Here is a 15,476-nt window from a genome sequence, read left to right on the forward strand (position 1 = left end):
CACCCCTCGCGAGCTGCACCGATTCCCGAGGGTCATCGAGCGCCCCGGAGCCCTTCCGCCGACACATCCGACTCGCGGATCGCTCAAGCCCTCGGAACGTCTCGTTCCGGCCCCCGTATGGCTCTCACCGGCGCCTTTTTCATGTGAAGAGTTTCACAAAACTCCCCGCGCAGGCTGCTCCGGCGGGCGCCGTGCCTCTCGCACATCCCTATCAGCGGAGTAGGAGGACGCTCAACTGAGACCTTTATGACCTCCTTGGCCCCCGCTCCTTGTCGCGGGGGCCAAGGAGGGACGGATCAGGTCCCCGGCTTCTTGACCCAGCCCTTGGCGACCAGGTTGTCGCACCGGGACACGGCGTCCTTCTTGCCCTGCCTCTTCGCTTCCTTGATGCAGTCCGAGTACGGGAAGGGGGGCCCGCCCGCCCGCGCCTGCGTCTGGTCGGCGGGGGCGGCCTGCACCGTGGCCCCCGAGAACATCACTCCGCTCACCGCAACAGCCGTAGCCAGGGCGAAGGTCATCCGTCGCATCGCTGTCCTCTCTGCCTGTGCCGGAGCCCGCTGCTCCGGACCCGTTCCAGCACAACGAGCCGACCGACCAGGAGAAACGTCCCCGGCCACCAGCCGAGTGCCTCAGGCGAGACTCCAGGCGATGCCGTCGAGGATGTCGTGCTCGCTGACCACCAGTTCCTCCGTGCCCGTGCGTTCCATGACCGTGAGGAGGACCAGGGCGCCCGCGTTGATGACGTCGACGCGGCCCGGGTGCATGACGGGGAGCGCGGCGCGTTCGTCGTGGGTGGCGGCGAGGAGGCGGGTCGTCTGGGCGCGGGCCTCTTCGTAGGTGAGGCGGGCGTGGTGGATGCGGCCCGGGTCGTAGGTGTCCAGGTCCAGGGCCAGGGCGCCCAGGGTCGTGACCGTGCCGGCCAGGCCCACCAGGGTGTGCGCGGACCGGAGGGGGACCGTCTTCTCCACCTCGTCCAGCGCCGACTCGACGTCCGCCCGGATCGCGGCGGTCTGTTCCCGCGACGGCGTCTCCGTGATCGTGCCGTCGGCGGACGTCAGGTGGCGCTCCGTCAGGCGGACGCAGCCCACGTCCACGCTGAGCGCCGCCTCCACCTCGCCGTCGCCGACGACGAACTCGGTCGAGCCGCCGCCGATGTCCACCACGAGGTACGGGGCCGGGTGGGCGGCGCGGTCGAGTTCGCGGGTGGCGCCCGTGTAGGAGAACTCGGCCTCCTGGTCGCCGGTGATGACCTCCGGCTCGACGCCGAGGATGTCCTTGACGCCGCGGACGAACTCCTCGCGGTTCTCGGCGTCCCGGGAGGCCGACGTCGCCACGAAACGGAGGCGGTCGGGGCCCACGCCGAACTCCTCCAGCGCCGAGGCGTAGGTGCGGCACGCCGCGAACGTACGTTCAAGGGCCTCCGGCGCCAGCCTGCCCGTACGGTCCACGCCCTGGCCCAGGCGGACGATCTCCATCCGCCGGTCCAGGTCGTGGAGTTCGCCCGTCGAGGGGTCCAGGTCGGCCACCAGGAGGCGGATGGAGTTGGTGCCGCAGTCGATCGCCGCCACTCGGGTCGTCACGGGGCCTCCCCCTCGTCCACCGTCTCGTCCAACGTCACGCACGGGCCCTTCTTCCACCACTCCGGCAGCATCGCCAGGGCCTCGTCGCCCAGCGGGTTCACGCCGGGCCCGGCGACCAGGGAGTGCGCCACCAGGACGTGCAGGCACTTCACGCGGTCGGGCATGCCGCCCGCGCTGGGGAAGCCGGTCAGCTCCTCGATCGCGTCGCGGCGCGCGAGGTAGTCCTCGTGCGCGGCGCGGTAGGCGTCGGCCAGTTCCGCGTCCTCGGCCAGGCGGGCCGTCATCTCCTTCATCACGCCGTTCGCCTCCAGCGTGCCGATGGCGGAGGCGGCGCGGGGGCACGTCAGGTAGTACGTCGTGGGGAACGGCGTGCCGTCCTCCAGGCGGGGCGCGGTCTCGACGACGTCCGGCAGTCCGCAGGGGCAGCGGTGCGCGATGGCGCGCAGGCCGCGCGGCGGGCGGCCGAGCTGCTCCTTGAAGGCCGCGATGTCCGCGTCCGTGGGCGTCGTCGGCTCGGTCTGAGGCGGTGGGGTGTCCATGCGTTCTTTCGTGAGGAGTCGCGGGGTCGCGGGATCGCGGGGCCGTCGCGGGGTGGTGTCAGTGGGCGCTCGCCTGATCGGCGTCCGCGGAGTCCACACCGTCCCAGAGGTTCTCGTACCAGGCCCGGTCGGCCGGGCGGCGGTCCACGGGGCGGTGCGGGTCGGCGGTGCCGTCCCGCATGATGAAGCCGGTCTCTCCCGGCCGTACGAAGTGCAGGTGCTCGCGGGCCTGTTGCTCGACGTACGCCGGGTCCTGCCAGCGGGCGCGCAGCTCCCGCAGCTCCCGGACCTCCTCGCGGGCGCGGTCGGCCTGGCGGCGCTGGTCCGCGATGTCCGAGCGCTGCGAGACGTACTGCCGCGTGGGGTACGCGAGCGCGACGACGAGCGAGCAGAGGACGAGCGCGAGCAGGGCGGCCCTGCCGGTCAGCCGCCCCTTGCGCGGGGCTCTGACGCGTTTGCTCTGCGCCCGGTAGACGCGCTCGGCGGCGCCTGCTCCCAGCGCGCGCAGCCGCGTGGCCGTCGAGAAGCGGTCCCGTGCCATTTTCCTCCCCCGGAGAGGGGCGATAGGTGCGAGGGGGTGCAACGAGGAGGCCGCCGGGGAGAAGGGGGCGGGCCCCCTTCTCCCCGGCGGCGCGGCGTCACCGCGTCAGCGCTTGTAGCGGGGGAACGCGGAACGGCCCGCGTAGACCGCGGCGTCGTCGAGGATCTCCTCGATGCGCAGGAGCTGGTTGTACTTCGCGACGCGCTCCGAGCGGGCGGGGGCGCCGGACTTGATCTGGCCGCAGTTCACGGCGACGGCCAGGTCGGCGATGGTGACGTCCTCGGTCTCGCCGGAGCGGTGGGACATCATGCACTTGAAGCCGTTGCGCTGGGCCAGCTCGACCGCGTCGAGGGTCTCGGTCAGCGAACCGATCTGGTTGACCTTGACGAGCAGCGCGTTGGCCGCGCCCTCCTCGATGCCGCGGGCGAGGCGCTCGGGGTTGGTGACGAACAGGTCGTCGCCGACGAGCTGCACCTTGTCGCCGATCTTCTGGGTGATGGTGACCCAGCCCGCCCAGTCGTCCTCGAACAGCGGGTCCTCGATGGAGACCAGCGGGTAGTCCTCGACGAGCCGCTCGTAGTACTCGGTCATCTCGGCGGCCGAGCGCTTCTGACCCTCGAACGCGTAGACCCCCTCCTCGTAGAACTCCGAGGCGGCGACGTCCAGGGCGAGGGCGATGTCCTGGCCCGCGGTGTACCCGGCCTTCTGGATGGCCTCGATGATCAGGTCGAGGGCCTCGCGGTTGGAGCCCAGGTTCGGGGCGAAGCCGCCCTCGTCGCCGAGGCCGGTGGCCAGGCCGCGCTCCTTGAGGACGCCCTTGAGCGCGTGGTAGACCTCCGCGCCCCAGCGCACGGCCTCCGAGAAGGACTCGGCGCCGATCGGGGCGATCATGAACTCCTGGATGTCCACGTTCGAGTCGGCGTGCGAGCCGCCGTTCAGGATGTTCATCATCGGCACCGGGAGCTGGTGCGCGTTCGGGCCGCCGAGGTAGCGGAAGAGGGGGAGGTCGGACGCCTCGGAGGCCGCGTGCGCGACGGCGAGCGAGACGCCGAGGATGGCGTTGGCGCCGAGCGAGGACTTGTCCGCGGTGGCGTCCAGGTCGAACATCGCCTGGTCGATCAGGCGCTGCTCGGTGGCGTCGTACCCCACCAGCTCGGGGCCGATCTGCTCGATGACGGCGAGGACGGCCTTCTCGACGCCCTTGCCGCCGTACCGGGCGGTGTCGCCGTCGCGGAGTTCAAGGGCCTCGAAAGCGCCGGTCGAGGCGCCGGACGGCACGGCAGCACGGCCCGTGCTGCCGTCGTCGAGGCCGACCTCGACCTCGACCGTGGGGTTGCCTCGCGAGTCGAGGATCTCGCGGGCTACGACGACGTCGATGGACGGCACGAGGATCTCCTTCGTATGTGTCTGGCTTTCTCGCACCCGAGCCTAACCGCCGGACAGAGCCGACACCCTCTTCCACCCCCTCCCACCCCGTCGCATTCCGGTCGCCCGCGAGTGAGGCACAAAGAAAGAGCACAGAGAAAGAGGGTGCCCCTTCTCCGCTCGGGAGAGGGGGCACCCTCGGTGTCAGTGCTGCCGGAGCAGGCTCAGGCGCGCGCTCAGGCGCAGGCCCAGGCGCTCATGCCCTGGATCGCGGCGAGGTTCTCGGCCACGTTGATCTGCTCGGCCTTGGTGGCGAGGTCCGCGCGCGGCGCGAACTTCGTGCCGCCGGCCGCCGCCCAGCTCGACTGGGAGAACTGCAGGCCGCCGTAGTAGCCGTTGCCCGTGTTGGTGGACCAGTTGCCACCGGACTCGCACTGGGCGATGGCCTCCCACTTGGCGGAGCTGCCGGACTGCGCCGGGGTGGACGCCTGCGCGCTGCCCGCCGCCATGAGCGGCGCGGCCACGGCGATTGCAGCGGCACCGGTGAGGGTCGCGATGCGGGTCGTGGTCTTGCGGGTGGTGAGCTGGCGAAGCATGGATCTTCTTTCTTACGGGGGTGGTGGCAGGTACCCGCTTCGATCAGCGAGTGGTCACGACCGTAAGAGCATCGCCGCAAAACGCTCAAGGGACGGAATACCGTCCCCAAAACGGACATCTTGACAGCTTCGGGGCATCGACCGCGCAGGTCATGGCGCCGCATCCGGACGGGCCGAAAGTCCCTTCAGGGGGTGGGCCGGATGAGGCTTGTCACAGCCACACCCCCCTGAACAGGGCTTTTTCGTGCCCCAGGTCACAGATCAACGGGCTCCTGCGGGCTCAGTAGCGCAGCCGCTGGCCCGGGAGGATGAGGTCCGGGTCGTCGCCCACGACCTCGCGATTGCGCTCGTACAGCTCGGTCCAGCCCCCGCGAATGTCCTGGTCAGCGGCGATCTGGGAGAGCGAGTCGCCGGCCTGGACGCGGTGCTTGCCGCTGCCGTGCCGGGGGCCGTCGCCGCGCGAGGGGTGCTCGCCGCGCTCCCCGTCCTGCCCGCGCTCGCCCTCGTCGGGCTCGCCCCGGTGCTTCCCGGTGCCGTCGCCCTTCTCCGGCTTCCCCGGCTCGGAGGGGTCCGAGGGGTCCGTGGGGTACGAGGAGTCCGGCGGGGTCGTCGGGGTGCCGGAGGGGTCGTCCGAGGGCTCGTCGGACGGGCGGTCCGACGGGTTGTCCGAGGGCGAGTCCGAGGGGCCCTCGGAGGGGCTGCCGGACGGCGACTCCGAGGGGCTGTCGGACGGGCTGTCGGACGGGCCGTCCGAAGGCGAGTCCGAGGGGCTGTCCGACGGGGAGCCGGAGGACGAGTCGGAGGGCTCGTCCGAGGGGGTGTCGGACGGCGTGTCCGAGGGCTCCTCGGAGGGCCCGGAGTCCGTGGGGTCGGAGGGCGAGGGGGCCGGCTCGTCGCCGAGGTCGCCGCCGCCGGGCGCCGGGTAGCCGCCCGGCTCGCCGCCGCTGGGATCCCCGGGGTCCGTGCCCGGGTCCACCTCGGGCGGCTCCGAACCGCTGTCACCCAGGCCCGCGATGTCCGCGCACTGCGGGAACGCCTCGGGGCCCTTGGCCGCGAGGATCTTCTCGCCGACGGATATCTGCTGGCTGCGGCTGGCGAGATCGGGGCGCTCCGCGTACGACGTGCCGCCGTACTGCTCCCACATCTCCAGCGTCAACTGGAGCCCGCCGTAGTACCCGCCGTTGTCGTTCGCGCTCCACAGGCCGCCGCTCTCGCACTCGGCGACCCTGTCCCAGGTGGCGGCGTCGGCGGCGTGCGCGCCGGTGGCGCCCAGCAGCGGAATGGCGATGCCGGCGCCCGTCACCCCGGCGGCGACGAAGAGTGCGGGGGCCTGGCGGGGGCGGCGATGCCGACCGTTCCCGGAGCGCATGGTGGACCTCTCGTAGGGACAGTTCACTTGACGCCGGGAAGGTAGCCGCGAACAGGGGTGCGTCACAAGCCAGTGTCGTGAATATCACGTACAGGTCACGCGGGTGACCTCCCGTCACTCCCGTACCGGCGTGAACTCCACGGGCAGCGTGCGCAGTCCGCGCATGATGAGCCCCCCGCGCCAGCGCAGCTCCTCCGGGTCGGCGGCCAGCCGGAGGTCCGGCAGACGGCGCAGCAGGGTCGCCAGGGCCGTCTGCCCCTCCAGCCGGGCGAGCGGGGCGCCGAGGCAGTAGTGGATCCCGTGACCGTAGCCCAGGTGCTGGTTGTCGCGCCGGGTGAGGTCCAGCCTGTCCGGGTCCGCGAACTTCGCCGGGTCCCGGTCGGCCGCCGCCAGGACGACCAGCACCGGGTCCCCGGCCGCTATCGGCTGCCCGCCGACCGTCAGCGGCTCGGTCGCGAACCGCCAGGTCGCCAGCTCGACGGGCCCGTCGTAGCGCAGCAGTTCCTCGACGGCTCCGGCCAGCAGCCGCTCGTCGCCCGCCGCCACGGCGTCCTGGAGCAGGCGCCGCTGCGCGGGGTGGCGCAGCAGCGCGTAGGTGCCGTTGCCGATCAGGTTCACGGTCGTCTCAAAACCGGCGAACAGGAGGATGAACGCCATCGCGGCGGCCTCGTCCTCGGTGAGGTGCTCGCCGTGGTCGGAGGCGCGGATGAGACCGGAGATCAGGTCGTCACCGAGGTCGGCGCGCTTGCGGTGGATCAGCTCGGCGAGATAGCCGCGCATCTTCTTCACCGCGCGCCCGACACCGCCGCGCGGCGAGCCCGGCTGATGGATCATCATGCCCGCCCAGGAACGGAAGTCGTCCTGGTCCTCCGACGGGACACCGAGGAGGTCGCAGATCGCGTAGATCGGCAGCGGGAACGCGTACTCGTGGATGAGGTCGGCCTCGCCGCGCCCCGCGAAGGAGTCGATCAGCGCGTCCGACAGCTCCTGGACGCGCGGCGCGAACGCGGCCACGCGGCGCGGGGTGAACGCCTTCGAGACCAGCCGCCGCAGCCGGGTGTGGTCCGGCGGGTCGATGTTGAGCAGGTGCGTCATCAGGTTCGCGCTGCGCTCGCCCGGGATGCCGACCTTGCCCTTGCCGTGGGAGCCGCGCTCGCTGTGGTGGTGCGGGTTCTTGCTGAGCCGCGCGTCCGCGAGGGCCTCGCGCGCGTCGGCGTACCGCGTCACGAGCCACGCCTCGACGCCGCTGGGCAGCTCCGTCCGCCGTACGGGCGCGTGCTCGCGCAGCCACGCGTAGGCGGGATACGGGTCGGAGGCGAAGCTCCAGTCGAAGAGCGGGGGCATGGGGGCGGTCTCGTCGTGCACCCCCCGACGTTACGCGGGCGCCGTGCGCTCCAGCCAACCGGTGGCGATCAGGTACTGGCCCGCGAGATAGCCCGCCATGACCAGCACCTCGTGCGTGGCCCTGGACGGCAGCTCGTGGCCCGCGGCCTGGAGCCCGATCAGCAGATCGGAGACGAGGAACGCGGCGGCCCCCGCGCCGACCTTCCCGCCGACGCCGAACGCCGCGGCGCCCATCGCGGTCAGCGCGAGGCTGTACCCGGCCACGGGCAGCCGCATGCGGCGGTCGAGGGCGGGCGCGAGCGCGGCGTTGGCCACGGCCCAGGCCGCGAGGCAGGCCGCCGCGCGGCGCGGGCGGCGGCGCACGCCGCGCACGGCGCCGAGCTGGGCGGCCATGCCCGCCGTGTAGCTGACCTGAGTGCCGAGGAAGGCGGCCATGCCGGTGAGGAAGGCGGTCTCGTGGTCGTCGAAGAGCAGCGCGGTGTCTCCGACGGTGGCGCAGCCGAGTCCGGCGAGCAGCGGCGCGTTGCGGCTGCCGCCGCCCTTCTTGGTGGCGTACGCGGTGAGGGCGGGCATCAGCAGGGGCTTGGCGGCTCTTGCGAGGCCGCGGGGGTGCTTGGCCGTCGCGAACAGGTCGACGGCCGCGAGCGCGCCGTACGTGGCGAGGGCGCCGCGCCCCTTGGAATGAGCCATCCGCGAAGTCTCCGCGCGCCCTTTCTCCAGGTCAACCCCCTGCCCCCAACAAACTACCGCCGGGTAGCGAATTGCCCCGTCCAAGGCACCGGGGCTTGCCCCTTCAGGGGCGCGGGCCTGTGTCCAATGTGCGGCTCCGCCGCGTGGGCGCGCCCGGTCACGACACATCGGGGCTTGCCCACTAAGGGGCGCGGGGAACTGCGCGACAAGCCACGACGCACTCGCAGCCCGCGAAGCACGGCCCGGGGCACCCCGAACCCCGCTCTTGCACGCGGGGCACCCGGCGAAGGGGGCTGCGCTTGCCAACCCTGCTCCCCCAAGCTCTTCGAGCAGGGGGTACCCCCAGTGGCAGACTTCCCAAGCACAGCAGGGGGGGGAGAAGCGGGGCGCGCCCCGCGACGCGCAGAGCAGCCCCTGCCCGGCTTGTCCGCGACGTACAGAGGGCACTCGGGGTCAGTGGGGGGACTCCGCTTCGCGGATCGTGTCGCGGTAGGCGCGGGCCGCCGCGCGGAGCGCCGCTTCGGGGTCGGTGCCCTCGCGAACCGCCCGTACCGCCAGAGCGAGCAGCTCGTACCCGACGCCCTCCCCGGAGGGCAGCGGCACGTCCAAGCCCGCGCCCCTGGCGCGGGCGTCGAGCTTGGCGGCGAGCGCCAGCGCCGGCTGGCCCATCGGGACGCCCTCTGTCGCGGACGTACGCTCGTGCTTCTCGACGGCCTTGCGGTTGACCCAGTGCGCCTTGACGTCCTCCGGCGTCTCGGCCGTCTCGTCGCCGAACACATGCGGGTGCCGGTGCACCAGCTTCTCCACGAGCCCGCCCGCGACGTCGTCGATCGCGAACGGGGACTCCGGGTCGTCCTGCGCGATGCGGGCGTGGAAGACGACCTGGAGCAGCACGTCGCCCAGTTCCTCGCACAGCTCGGCCTGGTCGCCCTCCTCGATGGCCTCGATCATCTCGAAGGTCTCCTCGACGCCGTACTTCAGCAGGTCGTCGTGGGTCCGCACGCTGCTCCACGGGCACTCGGCGCGGATGCGGTCCATGACCTGGACGACGTCGAGGAGCCGCGCGCCCGGCAGGTCGTACGAGCCGGGCAGCAGCTCCAGATCGGGCATCGCGGGCTCGCGGCCCGAGCCCGCGAGGCGGGCGAGGCCGTCGGTGAGCGCGGGCTCGCCCTCGGCCGTGGCGAGGACCACGACCGTACGGCCACCGTCCCCGCCGCGGCACAGGTCCACCAGCTTGCGCGCGTCCGGCGCCGCGCCGGTCTCGACCTCGACGCCCGCCTCCCGCACGTACGGGAGCTGGGGGTGCGCGGGGTCGGCGCACAGCACGCGGTCGGCGGCGCGCAGCGCCTGCCACGCGGGCCAGGACAGCAGGCCGGGGGCGACGCGGTGGGTGGTCGTGAGCAGGACGATACGGCCGGGAGCGGAGGAGTCATTCACCTCTCGAACGTAACCCAGCGCGCTCGGCAGTCCCTCCTGGTTTTCCGGAGGCCCGCGCCCGGGACCGCCCTCACGCGCGCCGCACGCGCTACATGCGCTGCTGCTGGCGGTCCTTCGCGTCGCCGGAGACATCGCGCAGCCAGGGCGTCTTCGCGTTGCCGAGCGTGGACTTGGCCGCGTTCCACTTCCCGTAGCGCGGGTTCACGTCGATCTTCATGTCCTTGGAGACCTGGGCGAGCTTCGCGTTGAGCTGCTCGTTGCCCTGCGGGGAGCGGGGGTCGATGCCGCCGGCCTGGGCGACCTTCTCGACGCGGACCTGCATCCGGATCCGGTCGTCGATCTCGCCGGGCGCGACGGCCTGCTGCTGGAGCAGCGCCTTCTCCAGGGCCTTGCGGCCGCCCGCCTGCTGCTCGATCTGGGCCCGCGCCTGCTGGACCTCCCGGCGCGAGACCTTCACCCCGGCGTCCTCGGCGGCGCGGGCGACGATCTTGTCGCGGATCATGCCGTCGAGCGTCGCGCGGGTGAGCTGGCCGCTCTGCTTGATCATCTGTGCGCCCTGCGGCGCCGCCCGCTGGGCGTCCCGGACCGTGCCGACCTTGGACTGGAGCTGAGCCATGCTGATCCGGTCACCCTCGACCACTGCCGCGGCGCCGGGATGCGCGTCCTTCCCGCACCCGGTCAGCAGCGGCGCCGCGACCACGAGCGCGGCGACGGACGAGAGGGTGAGCGCGGACCTACGGCGATGGCTTTCCATGGGGCCTCCTGGGCGGCAACGCATGCACGACCTAGCGATGATCGATGGTATGGAGTCGCGGGCGGCCTTGACCACCGCTTCGACGCCAAATCGACCAACGATTCGGGAGCAGTTGGGTGCCGCCCCGCTCTCCGGCCCCTCAGCGCTCAGCGGCACTGCGCGAGCATCGTGCTCTTGTCCGGCGCCGTCACCGGGAGGCCGTACTTCTTCGCGACCTGCGCGAAGCGGACCACGTACGCGCAGCGGACCGGCTTGTTCGGCGGCAGCCAGGAGGCGGGGCCCGAGTCGCCCTTGGAGGCGTTGGCGGGGCCGTCGGAGGGGAGCAGGTTCAGCGGGTCGTTCGCTATCTGCTTGCGCTTGTCCTCGGGCCAGCGGGCGGCGCCCATCTGCCAGTTGTACGAGAGCGGCACGACGTGGTCGATCTGTACGGCGATGGCGTGCCGCTTCGTCCAGGAGATGCGCTTGCCGGTGTAGGGGTCGTCGAGGGTCATCGACTCGACGACGCAGTCCGAGCCGGAGCGGTGCCGCACCTTCTCGCCGTCGCGCGCGAGCAGGTCGTTGCGGGTGTCGCAGCCGTTGCGGGCGAGGGGCACGCCGTCGGCGGTGTCCATCCAGGCGTAGCCGAACCTGCTCCGCTCGTACCCCGTCTTCGGTCCGCGGCCCTTGGTGGGCAGCTTGCCGATGAGGGCGCGCGCCTCGGCCCGGTCGCCGTCGGAAGTGAGGGGGGCGAGGCCCGGCTTGGTGCCGTCCGGGTTGTCGAGCGGGCTGACGGCCCGTCCGGAGCCGGAGCCCGGGCCGGAATCGGATCCGGAGCCGGAGCCGGATCCCTGGGACGGCTTCGCCGCGTCGTCCGTCAGTCCCTCGCAGCCGCTCAGGGCGAACGTCACGACGGAGACGGCGGCGAGTGCGGCGGCGCGTGTACGTATGTGCGACAAGTGAGGATCCGTTCCGGCTCGTTCGAGGTGTACCGGAAAAGGATCTCATCGGCCCACGGCACCGAGTGTTCACTCCCGACTCATCCCCTGTGTACCGGTGGGCGGTAGTCGTCTCGTTGGCGATACGGGGACGACCGGCACGACGGAACGACGGAACGACGGAACGACGGGACGACGGGACGACGGGACCATCGGGAGAGGGGGCGCCTTGGCGCCGGGGAGCGTACGCGAACCACGCTGGGACAACGTGCGGTTCTTCTCCGGGACGCTCGTCGTCATCGGGCACACCATCGAACCGCTGGGCCACATCGACGGGCTGCGCTGGCTCTATCTGACGAGCTGGGCGCTGCGCGTGCCCGTGTTCGTGCTGCTCGCCGGGTACTTCAGCAGCGCGGGCCCGCTCACCGCGCGGGAACTGCGGAGACTGAGCGAGTCGGTGCTGCTCCCCTATCTGGCGATCGGCCTGCTGCACACCGCGCAACTCCGGCTGATGTACGGCAAGTGGTCGGTCTTCGTCACCGAACCGGCCTGGGGCCTGTGGTTCCTCTTCGCGCTCTTCGTGTGGCGCATGCTGTTGCCGTACGTGGTGGTGCTGCGCTTCCCGCTGCTCATCGCAGGGCTGGCGGCGGTGGCCGTGGGCATGATGAGCAGCTTCGGCAACGCCTACTCGACCTCCCGCATCGTGTGCTTCCTCCCCTTCTTCCTGCTCGGCTGGAAGCTGCGGCAGGGCCTGGAGGAGACGCTGCTGGAGGCCCGCTGGTCCCGGTGGGCGGCGCTCGGCGTGCTCGCGGCGACGGCGGCGGTCGCCTGGGCGTTCCGGCACGACGTCAACCTCTCCTGGCTCGCGATGCGCACCCCGTACGCGGAGATGCACACTCCTGGCCCGCCCTGGGCGCCCCTCGTGGTGCGGGCTGTGGTGATCGCGGGCGGCGCCGTCGTCGCGCTGGCCTTCGTACGGCTCATGCCCCGGCGGCGGCTCCCCGTCCTCAGCTACCTGGGCGCGGGCGGCCTCTACATCTATCTGCTGCACCCGCTGATGCTCCGCCCGCTCACCGCCTACGGCGGCTTCCTCGGCAAGGTCGGCCCCTGGCACGAGCAGCTCGCGCTCCTCGCCGTCGTCACGGTCCTCTCGGCGGCGCTCGCCTCGCCGCCCGTACGGAAGCTGGCCCGGCCGCTGGTCCAGCCCCGGCTGCCGTGGCTGTACGCGGACGCGCGGCGGCACGGGCGGCACGGCGCGCCCCCGCCGGGCCTGCCCCGGGTCCCGTCGCCCTCCCCCTCGCCCTCGCCCTCGAACGAGGAGACGCTGGAACTGGCCCTCGTCTCCCCCGGCCCGGCCAAGGACACTTGACCTTGACGCTGGCGGGAGGGTCCGAAGGTGGGGCCATGAACACCGCACAGCGCACCCAGGGTCCCGTCGTCCTCGTCACCGGTGCCGGGACCGGCATCGGCAGGGCCACCGCACGGGCGTTCGCCGCCGACGGGGCGTACGTCCTCGCCGTGGGCCGCCGCGAGGAGCCGCTCGCCGGGACCGCGGCGGACTTCCCCGGCATCCGCCCGTACGCCGCCGACATCACCGCGGACGGGGCGCCCGAGCGGATCGTGAGCGCCGCGCTCGACGCGTACGGGCGGCTCGACGTGCTCGTCAACAACGCGGGGATCGTCGGCGACCAGGCCCTCGGCTCGCTCACCCCGGACGGCATCCGCCCCCAGTTCGACACCAACCTCTTCGCGCCCGCGCTGCTCACCCAGGCCGCGCTGCCCGCGCTGGAGGCGAGCGGGCGCGGCGCCATCGTCAACGTCAGCACGTCCGTCGGCCAGCGCGCCTGGCCCGGCAACTCGCTCTACGCCGCCACCAAGACCGCCCTCGAACTCCTCACCCGGAGCTGGGCGGTGGAGCTGGCGCCGCGCGGGATACGGGTCAACGCCGTCGCGCCCGGCGCCGTCGAGACCCCGATCGGCGCGCACCGGGGGCTCAGCGAGGAGGAGGAAGCGCGGGTACGGGAGTGGCAGATCGCGCACACCCCGCTGGGCCGGCGCGGCACCCCGGAGGAGGTCGCCTGGGCGATCCGGCAGCTCGCCGCGCCGGAGGCGTCGTTCGTCACCGGCGCCGTGCTGCCCGTGGACGGCGGTGCCGTGGCCGGGTGACGATGGGCCGGTGAGGATCGGCGAACTCGCCGCGGCCACCGGCACCACGCCGCGGGCCCTGCGGCACTACGAGCGCGAGGGCCTGATCGCCTCGGCCCGCGCGGCGAACGGTTACCGCGAGTACGACGAGGCGGCCGTGACCCGCGTACGCAACATCCGCCACCTGCTCGACGCCGGGCTCACGCTGGAGGACGCGCGGGCCTTCGACGGCTGTCTCGACGGCGACATGTCCACGGCCCCGCCCTCCCCCGAGGGCCTGCGGATCGCGCGCGAACGGCTCGCGGTGATCGACGCGCGCATCGCGGCGCAGGCCGCTGCGCGGGACCGTCTGGCCACCGCCCTCGCCAGAACGTCAGAGGGCACCCCACCGTAGGGCTGCACCCGGGCTGCCCCGTCCTGTGCGTCGCAGCCTGCGAGTACGTCGTGGCTGAGCGCGCAGTTCCCCGCGCCCCTGAAGCGCCTCTCCGGGGCTGCTTCAGAGCGCTGCCAGAAGTGCCCCGCCAGGGGCGCGGGGAACTGCGCGAGCAGCCGCAGCGGCGCGGCAGGCTGCGACGCGCGGGCAGGGGCACCCCGGACGCAGCGGCCCGGCGGAGAGTCAGAGGGCGTCCCTGGCTCGGCGTAGGGCGCCTCGCTCGGCGGTCGTTCCGGTGCGGGCGAGCGCCGTCTCGTAGGCCGTACGGGCCTCGTCCGTACGGCCAAGGCGGCGCAGCAGGTCGGCGCGGGCCGCGTGGAGGACGTGGTAGCCGTCGAGGGCGGGGGCGAGGGCCTCGACCAGGGGGAGGGCCGCCGCCGGGCCGTCCCGTTCGGCGAGGGCCACCGCGCGGTGCAGGGCGACGACGGGGCCCGGGTCGTGGGCCGTGAGCTGGTCGTAGAGGGCGACCACCTGGCCCCAGTCCGTAGCGGCCGCGGTCGGCGCGTCGCTGTGCACAGCGTTGATCGCGGCCTGGATCTGGTACGGCCCTGGGCGGTCGCGGCGCAGGCAGCGGCGGACCAGGTCCTGCCCCTCCTCGATCAGCGCGCGGTCCCAGCGGGACCGGTCCTGGTCGGCCAGCAGGATCAGCGTGCCCTCCGCGTCCGTACGGGCCGCGCGGCGGGACTCCGTCAGCAGCATCAGCGCGAGCAGCCCCGTCGCCTCGGGCTCGTCCGGCATCAGCGCGGCGAGCAGCCGGGCCAGCCGGACCGCCTCGGCGGCGGTCTCCACACGGCCGAGATGGCCCTGATTGAAGATCAGGTAGAGCACCGCGAGGACGCCTCGCAGCCGCTCCGGGAGGTCCGCCTCGTACGGCACCCGGTACGGGATCCCCGCGTCGCGGATCTTCCGCTTGGCCCGCACCAGACGCTGCGCCATCGTCGCCTCGGGCACCAGGAAGGAGTGGGCGATCTCGGCGATGTCCATGCCGCCCAGCAGCCGCAGGGTCAGCGCGACCCGCGCGGGCATGGCGAGCGCGGGGTGGCAGCAGGTGAAGATCAGCCGGAGCCGGTCGTCGCGCACGGCGCCCTCCTCGCGGGGCTCGTCGGCGGCGTGGAGCAGGGCGGCCTGGGCGTGCTTGTCCTCGCGCTTGGCCTCACGGCGCAGCCGGTCCAGCGCGGCGTTGCGGGCCGTGGTGAGGATCCAGCCCGCGGGGCTCGGCGGCGGCCCCTCGGCGGGCCAGCGCCGTACGGCCACCAGGAAGGCCTCCTGGACCGCCTCCTCGGCGACGTCGATGTCGCCGAAGCGGCGGACCAGGGACGCGACGGCTCGCCCGTGCTCCTCGCGGAAGACCCGGGCGACCGTCTCCTCCTCGTGCGGGACGCGCGGGGTCAGCAGCTCTCCCCGTCCTCCATGGGCCGCACCTCGACGGGCAGCGTCGTCGCCCGCGCGAGCTTGCGGCCCCACTCCAGCGCGGCGTCCAGGTCGGGCGCCCGTACGACCGTGAAGCCGCCGAGGTGCTCCTTGCCCTCGACGTAGGGCCCGTCGGTGACGAGCGGCGCCCCGTCCTCGTACCGCACCACGGTCGCGGTCGCCGTCGGGTGCAGGCCCGCGGCGAACACCCAGGCCCCGGCCTCCCGCATCTCCTTGTTGAGCGCGTCGAGGTTCTCGATGATCGGCGCGAGGAACTCCTCGGACGGCAGCTCGTCCTCGGTGGCCGTGACGGGCTGGTAGATGCTCAGCAGATACTGCTTCATGGCGTGCTCCCTGTG

General features: G+C 72.9%; 16 protein-coding genes and 1 pseudogene. 3 read left to right on the top strand and 14 right to left on the bottom strand.

From position 1 onward, the window contains the following. Positions 1-296: 296 nt before the first annotated feature. The 12 genes and pseudogenes from ABD343_RS00570 to ABD343_RS00625 form a co-directional block, all read right to left on the bottom strand. On the bottom strand, positions 297-488 hold the full coding sequence (locus ABD343_RS00570) for a hypothetical protein (RefSeq protein ID WP_344522769.1): 192 nt from the start codon (positions 486-488) through the stop codon (positions 297-299). A 141-nt stretch (positions 489-629) separates the two neighbouring features. Continuing rightward, entirely contained in the window at positions 630-1,580 is a 951-nt protein-coding gene (locus ABD343_RS00575; protein WP_344522771.1) for a Ppx/GppA phosphatase family protein, read from the bottom strand. After that, positions 1,577-2,119 (bottom strand): DUF501 domain-containing protein, encoded by a 543-nt coding sequence (locus tag ABD343_RS00580; protein WP_344522773.1) that lies wholly within the window; start codon positions 2,117-2,119, stop codon positions 1,577-1,579. The genes ABD343_RS00575 and ABD343_RS00580 overlap by 4 nt, the downstream gene beginning before the upstream one ends. A 58-nt stretch (positions 2,120-2,177) precedes the next feature. Further along, complete coding sequence (locus ABD343_RS00585) at positions 2,178-2,660, bottom strand: FtsB family cell division protein (protein ID WP_344522775.1); 483 nt, start codon at positions 2,658-2,660, stop codon at positions 2,178-2,180. A gap of 105 nt (positions 2,661-2,765) precedes the next feature. Then, positions 2,766-4,046, bottom strand: coding sequence for a phosphopyruvate hydratase (gene eno / locus ABD343_RS00590; RefSeq protein WP_344522777.1), 1,281 nt, complete (start codon positions 4,044-4,046; stop codon positions 2,766-2,768). A 218-nt stretch (positions 4,047-4,264) separates the two neighbouring features. After that, a pseudogene (locus ABD343_RS00595) lies at positions 4,265-4,621 on the bottom strand (transglycosylase family protein); the annotation flags it as partial. A gap of 280 nt (positions 4,622-4,901) precedes the next feature. Further along, positions 4,902-5,990 carry a transglycosylase family protein gene (locus tag ABD343_RS00600; protein WP_344522779.1) on the bottom strand — a complete coding sequence of 363 codons (1,089 nt, stop codon included), beginning with the start codon at positions 5,988-5,990 and terminating at the stop codon, positions 4,902-4,904. A gap of 114 nt (positions 5,991-6,104) precedes the next feature. Continuing rightward, on the bottom strand, positions 6,105-7,334 hold the full coding sequence (locus ABD343_RS00605; protein WP_344524304.1) for a cytochrome P450 family protein: 1,230 nt from the start codon (positions 7,332-7,334) through the stop codon (positions 6,105-6,107). 30 nt (positions 7,335-7,364) lie between these two features. Continuing rightward, positions 7,365-8,024 carry a lysoplasmalogenase family protein gene (locus ABD343_RS00610; RefSeq protein ID WP_344522781.1) on the bottom strand — a complete coding sequence of 220 codons (660 nt, stop codon included), beginning with the start codon at positions 8,022-8,024 and terminating at the stop codon, positions 7,365-7,367. Positions 8,025-8,477: 453 nt separating this feature from the next. Further along, on the bottom strand, positions 8,478-9,461 hold the full coding sequence (locus ABD343_RS00615; RefSeq protein ID WP_344522783.1) for a nucleoside triphosphate pyrophosphohydrolase: 984 nt from the start codon (positions 9,459-9,461) through the stop codon (positions 8,478-8,480). An 88-nt stretch (positions 9,462-9,549) separates the two neighbouring features. Then, positions 9,550-10,215, bottom strand: a complete 666-nt coding sequence (locus ABD343_RS00620; RefSeq protein ID WP_344522785.1) for a SurA N-terminal domain-containing protein — start codon at positions 10,213-10,215, stop codon at positions 9,550-9,552. Positions 10,216-10,361: 146 nt separating this feature from the next. Then, the gene (locus ABD343_RS00625) at positions 10,362-11,150 is read right to left on the bottom strand and encodes an HNH endonuclease family protein (RefSeq protein ID WP_344522787.1); all 789 of its coding nucleotides are present in this window, start codon (positions 11,148-11,150) and stop codon (positions 10,362-10,364) included. 247 nt (positions 11,151-11,397) lie between these two features. On the opposite strand from ABD343_RS00625, the gene ABD343_RS00630 reads away from it, so the two are divergent. Genes ABD343_RS00630 through ABD343_RS00640 form a run of 3 tightly spaced genes read left to right on the top strand, consistent with a single transcriptional unit; the run spans position 11,398 to position 13,668 of the window. Then, positions 11,398-12,498 (top strand): acyltransferase family protein, encoded by a 1,101-nt coding sequence (locus tag ABD343_RS00630; protein ID WP_344522789.1) that lies wholly within the window; start codon positions 11,398-11,400, stop codon positions 12,496-12,498. 35 nt (positions 12,499-12,533) lie between these two features. Then, entirely contained in the window at positions 12,534-13,295 is a 762-nt protein-coding gene (locus ABD343_RS00635; protein WP_344522791.1) for an SDR family NAD(P)-dependent oxidoreductase, read from the top strand. A 10-nt stretch (positions 13,296-13,305) separates the two neighbouring features. Further along, positions 13,306-13,668: a MerR family transcriptional regulator gene (locus tag ABD343_RS00640; protein ID WP_344522793.1), complete on the top strand. Its 363-nt coding sequence runs from the start codon at positions 13,306-13,308 to the stop codon at positions 13,666-13,668. 222 nt (positions 13,669-13,890) lie between these two features. Here the strand turns inward: ABD343_RS00640 and ABD343_RS00645 are convergent, their stop codons facing one another. Both ABD343_RS00645 and ABD343_RS00650 read right to left on the bottom strand, forming a co-directional pair. Next, positions 13,891-15,099, bottom strand: coding sequence for an RNA polymerase sigma factor (locus ABD343_RS00645; protein WP_344524306.1), 1,209 nt, complete (start codon positions 15,097-15,099; stop codon positions 13,891-13,893). Further along, positions 15,096-15,461: a YciI family protein gene (locus ABD343_RS00650; RefSeq protein WP_344522795.1), complete on the bottom strand. Its 366-nt coding sequence runs from the start codon at positions 15,459-15,461 to the stop codon at positions 15,096-15,098. Before ABD343_RS00650 ends, ABD343_RS00645 begins: the two co-directional genes overlap by 4 nt. Positions 15,462-15,476 lie beyond the last annotated feature (15 nt).

The organism is Streptomyces albiaxialis, assembly GCF_039530985.1.
GTDB lineage: Bacteria > Actinomycetota > Actinomycetes > Streptomycetales > Streptomycetaceae > Streptomyces > Streptomyces albiaxialis.

What these genes read in the sequence shown, in the direction of transcription:
- ABD343_RS00610 (WP_344522781.1), bottom strand. Translation starts at nt 8,024, where the DNA reads ATGGCTCATTCCAAGGGGCGCGGCGCCCTCGCCACGTACGGCGCGCTC.
- ABD343_RS00585 (WP_344522775.1), bottom strand. Translation starts at nt 2,660, where the DNA reads ATGGCACGGGACCGCTTCTCGACGGCCACGCGGCTGCGCGCGCTGGGA.
- ABD343_RS00580 (WP_344522773.1), bottom strand. Translation starts at nt 2,119, where the DNA reads ATGGACACCCCACCGCCTCAGACCGAGCCGACGACGCCCACGGACGCG.
- ABD343_RS00635 (WP_344522791.1), top strand. Translation starts at nt 12,534, where the DNA reads ATGAACACCGCACAGCGCACCCAGGGTCCCGTCGTCCTCGTCACCGGT.
- ABD343_RS00600 (WP_344522779.1), bottom strand. Translation starts at nt 5,990, where the DNA reads ATGCGCTCCGGGAACGGTCGGCATCGCCGCCCCCGCCAGGCCCCCGCA.
- ABD343_RS00620 (WP_344522785.1), bottom strand. Translation starts at nt 10,215, where the DNA reads ATGGAAAGCCATCGCCGTAGGTCCGCGCTCACCCTCTCGTCCGTCGCC.
- ABD343_RS00650 (WP_344522795.1), bottom strand. Translation starts at nt 15,461, where the DNA reads ATGAAGCAGTATCTGCTGAGCATCTACCAGCCCGTCACGGCCACCGAG.
- ABD343_RS00605 (WP_344524304.1), bottom strand. Translation starts at nt 7,334, where the DNA reads ATGCCCCCGCTCTTCGACTGGAGCTTCGCCTCCGACCCGTATCCCGCC.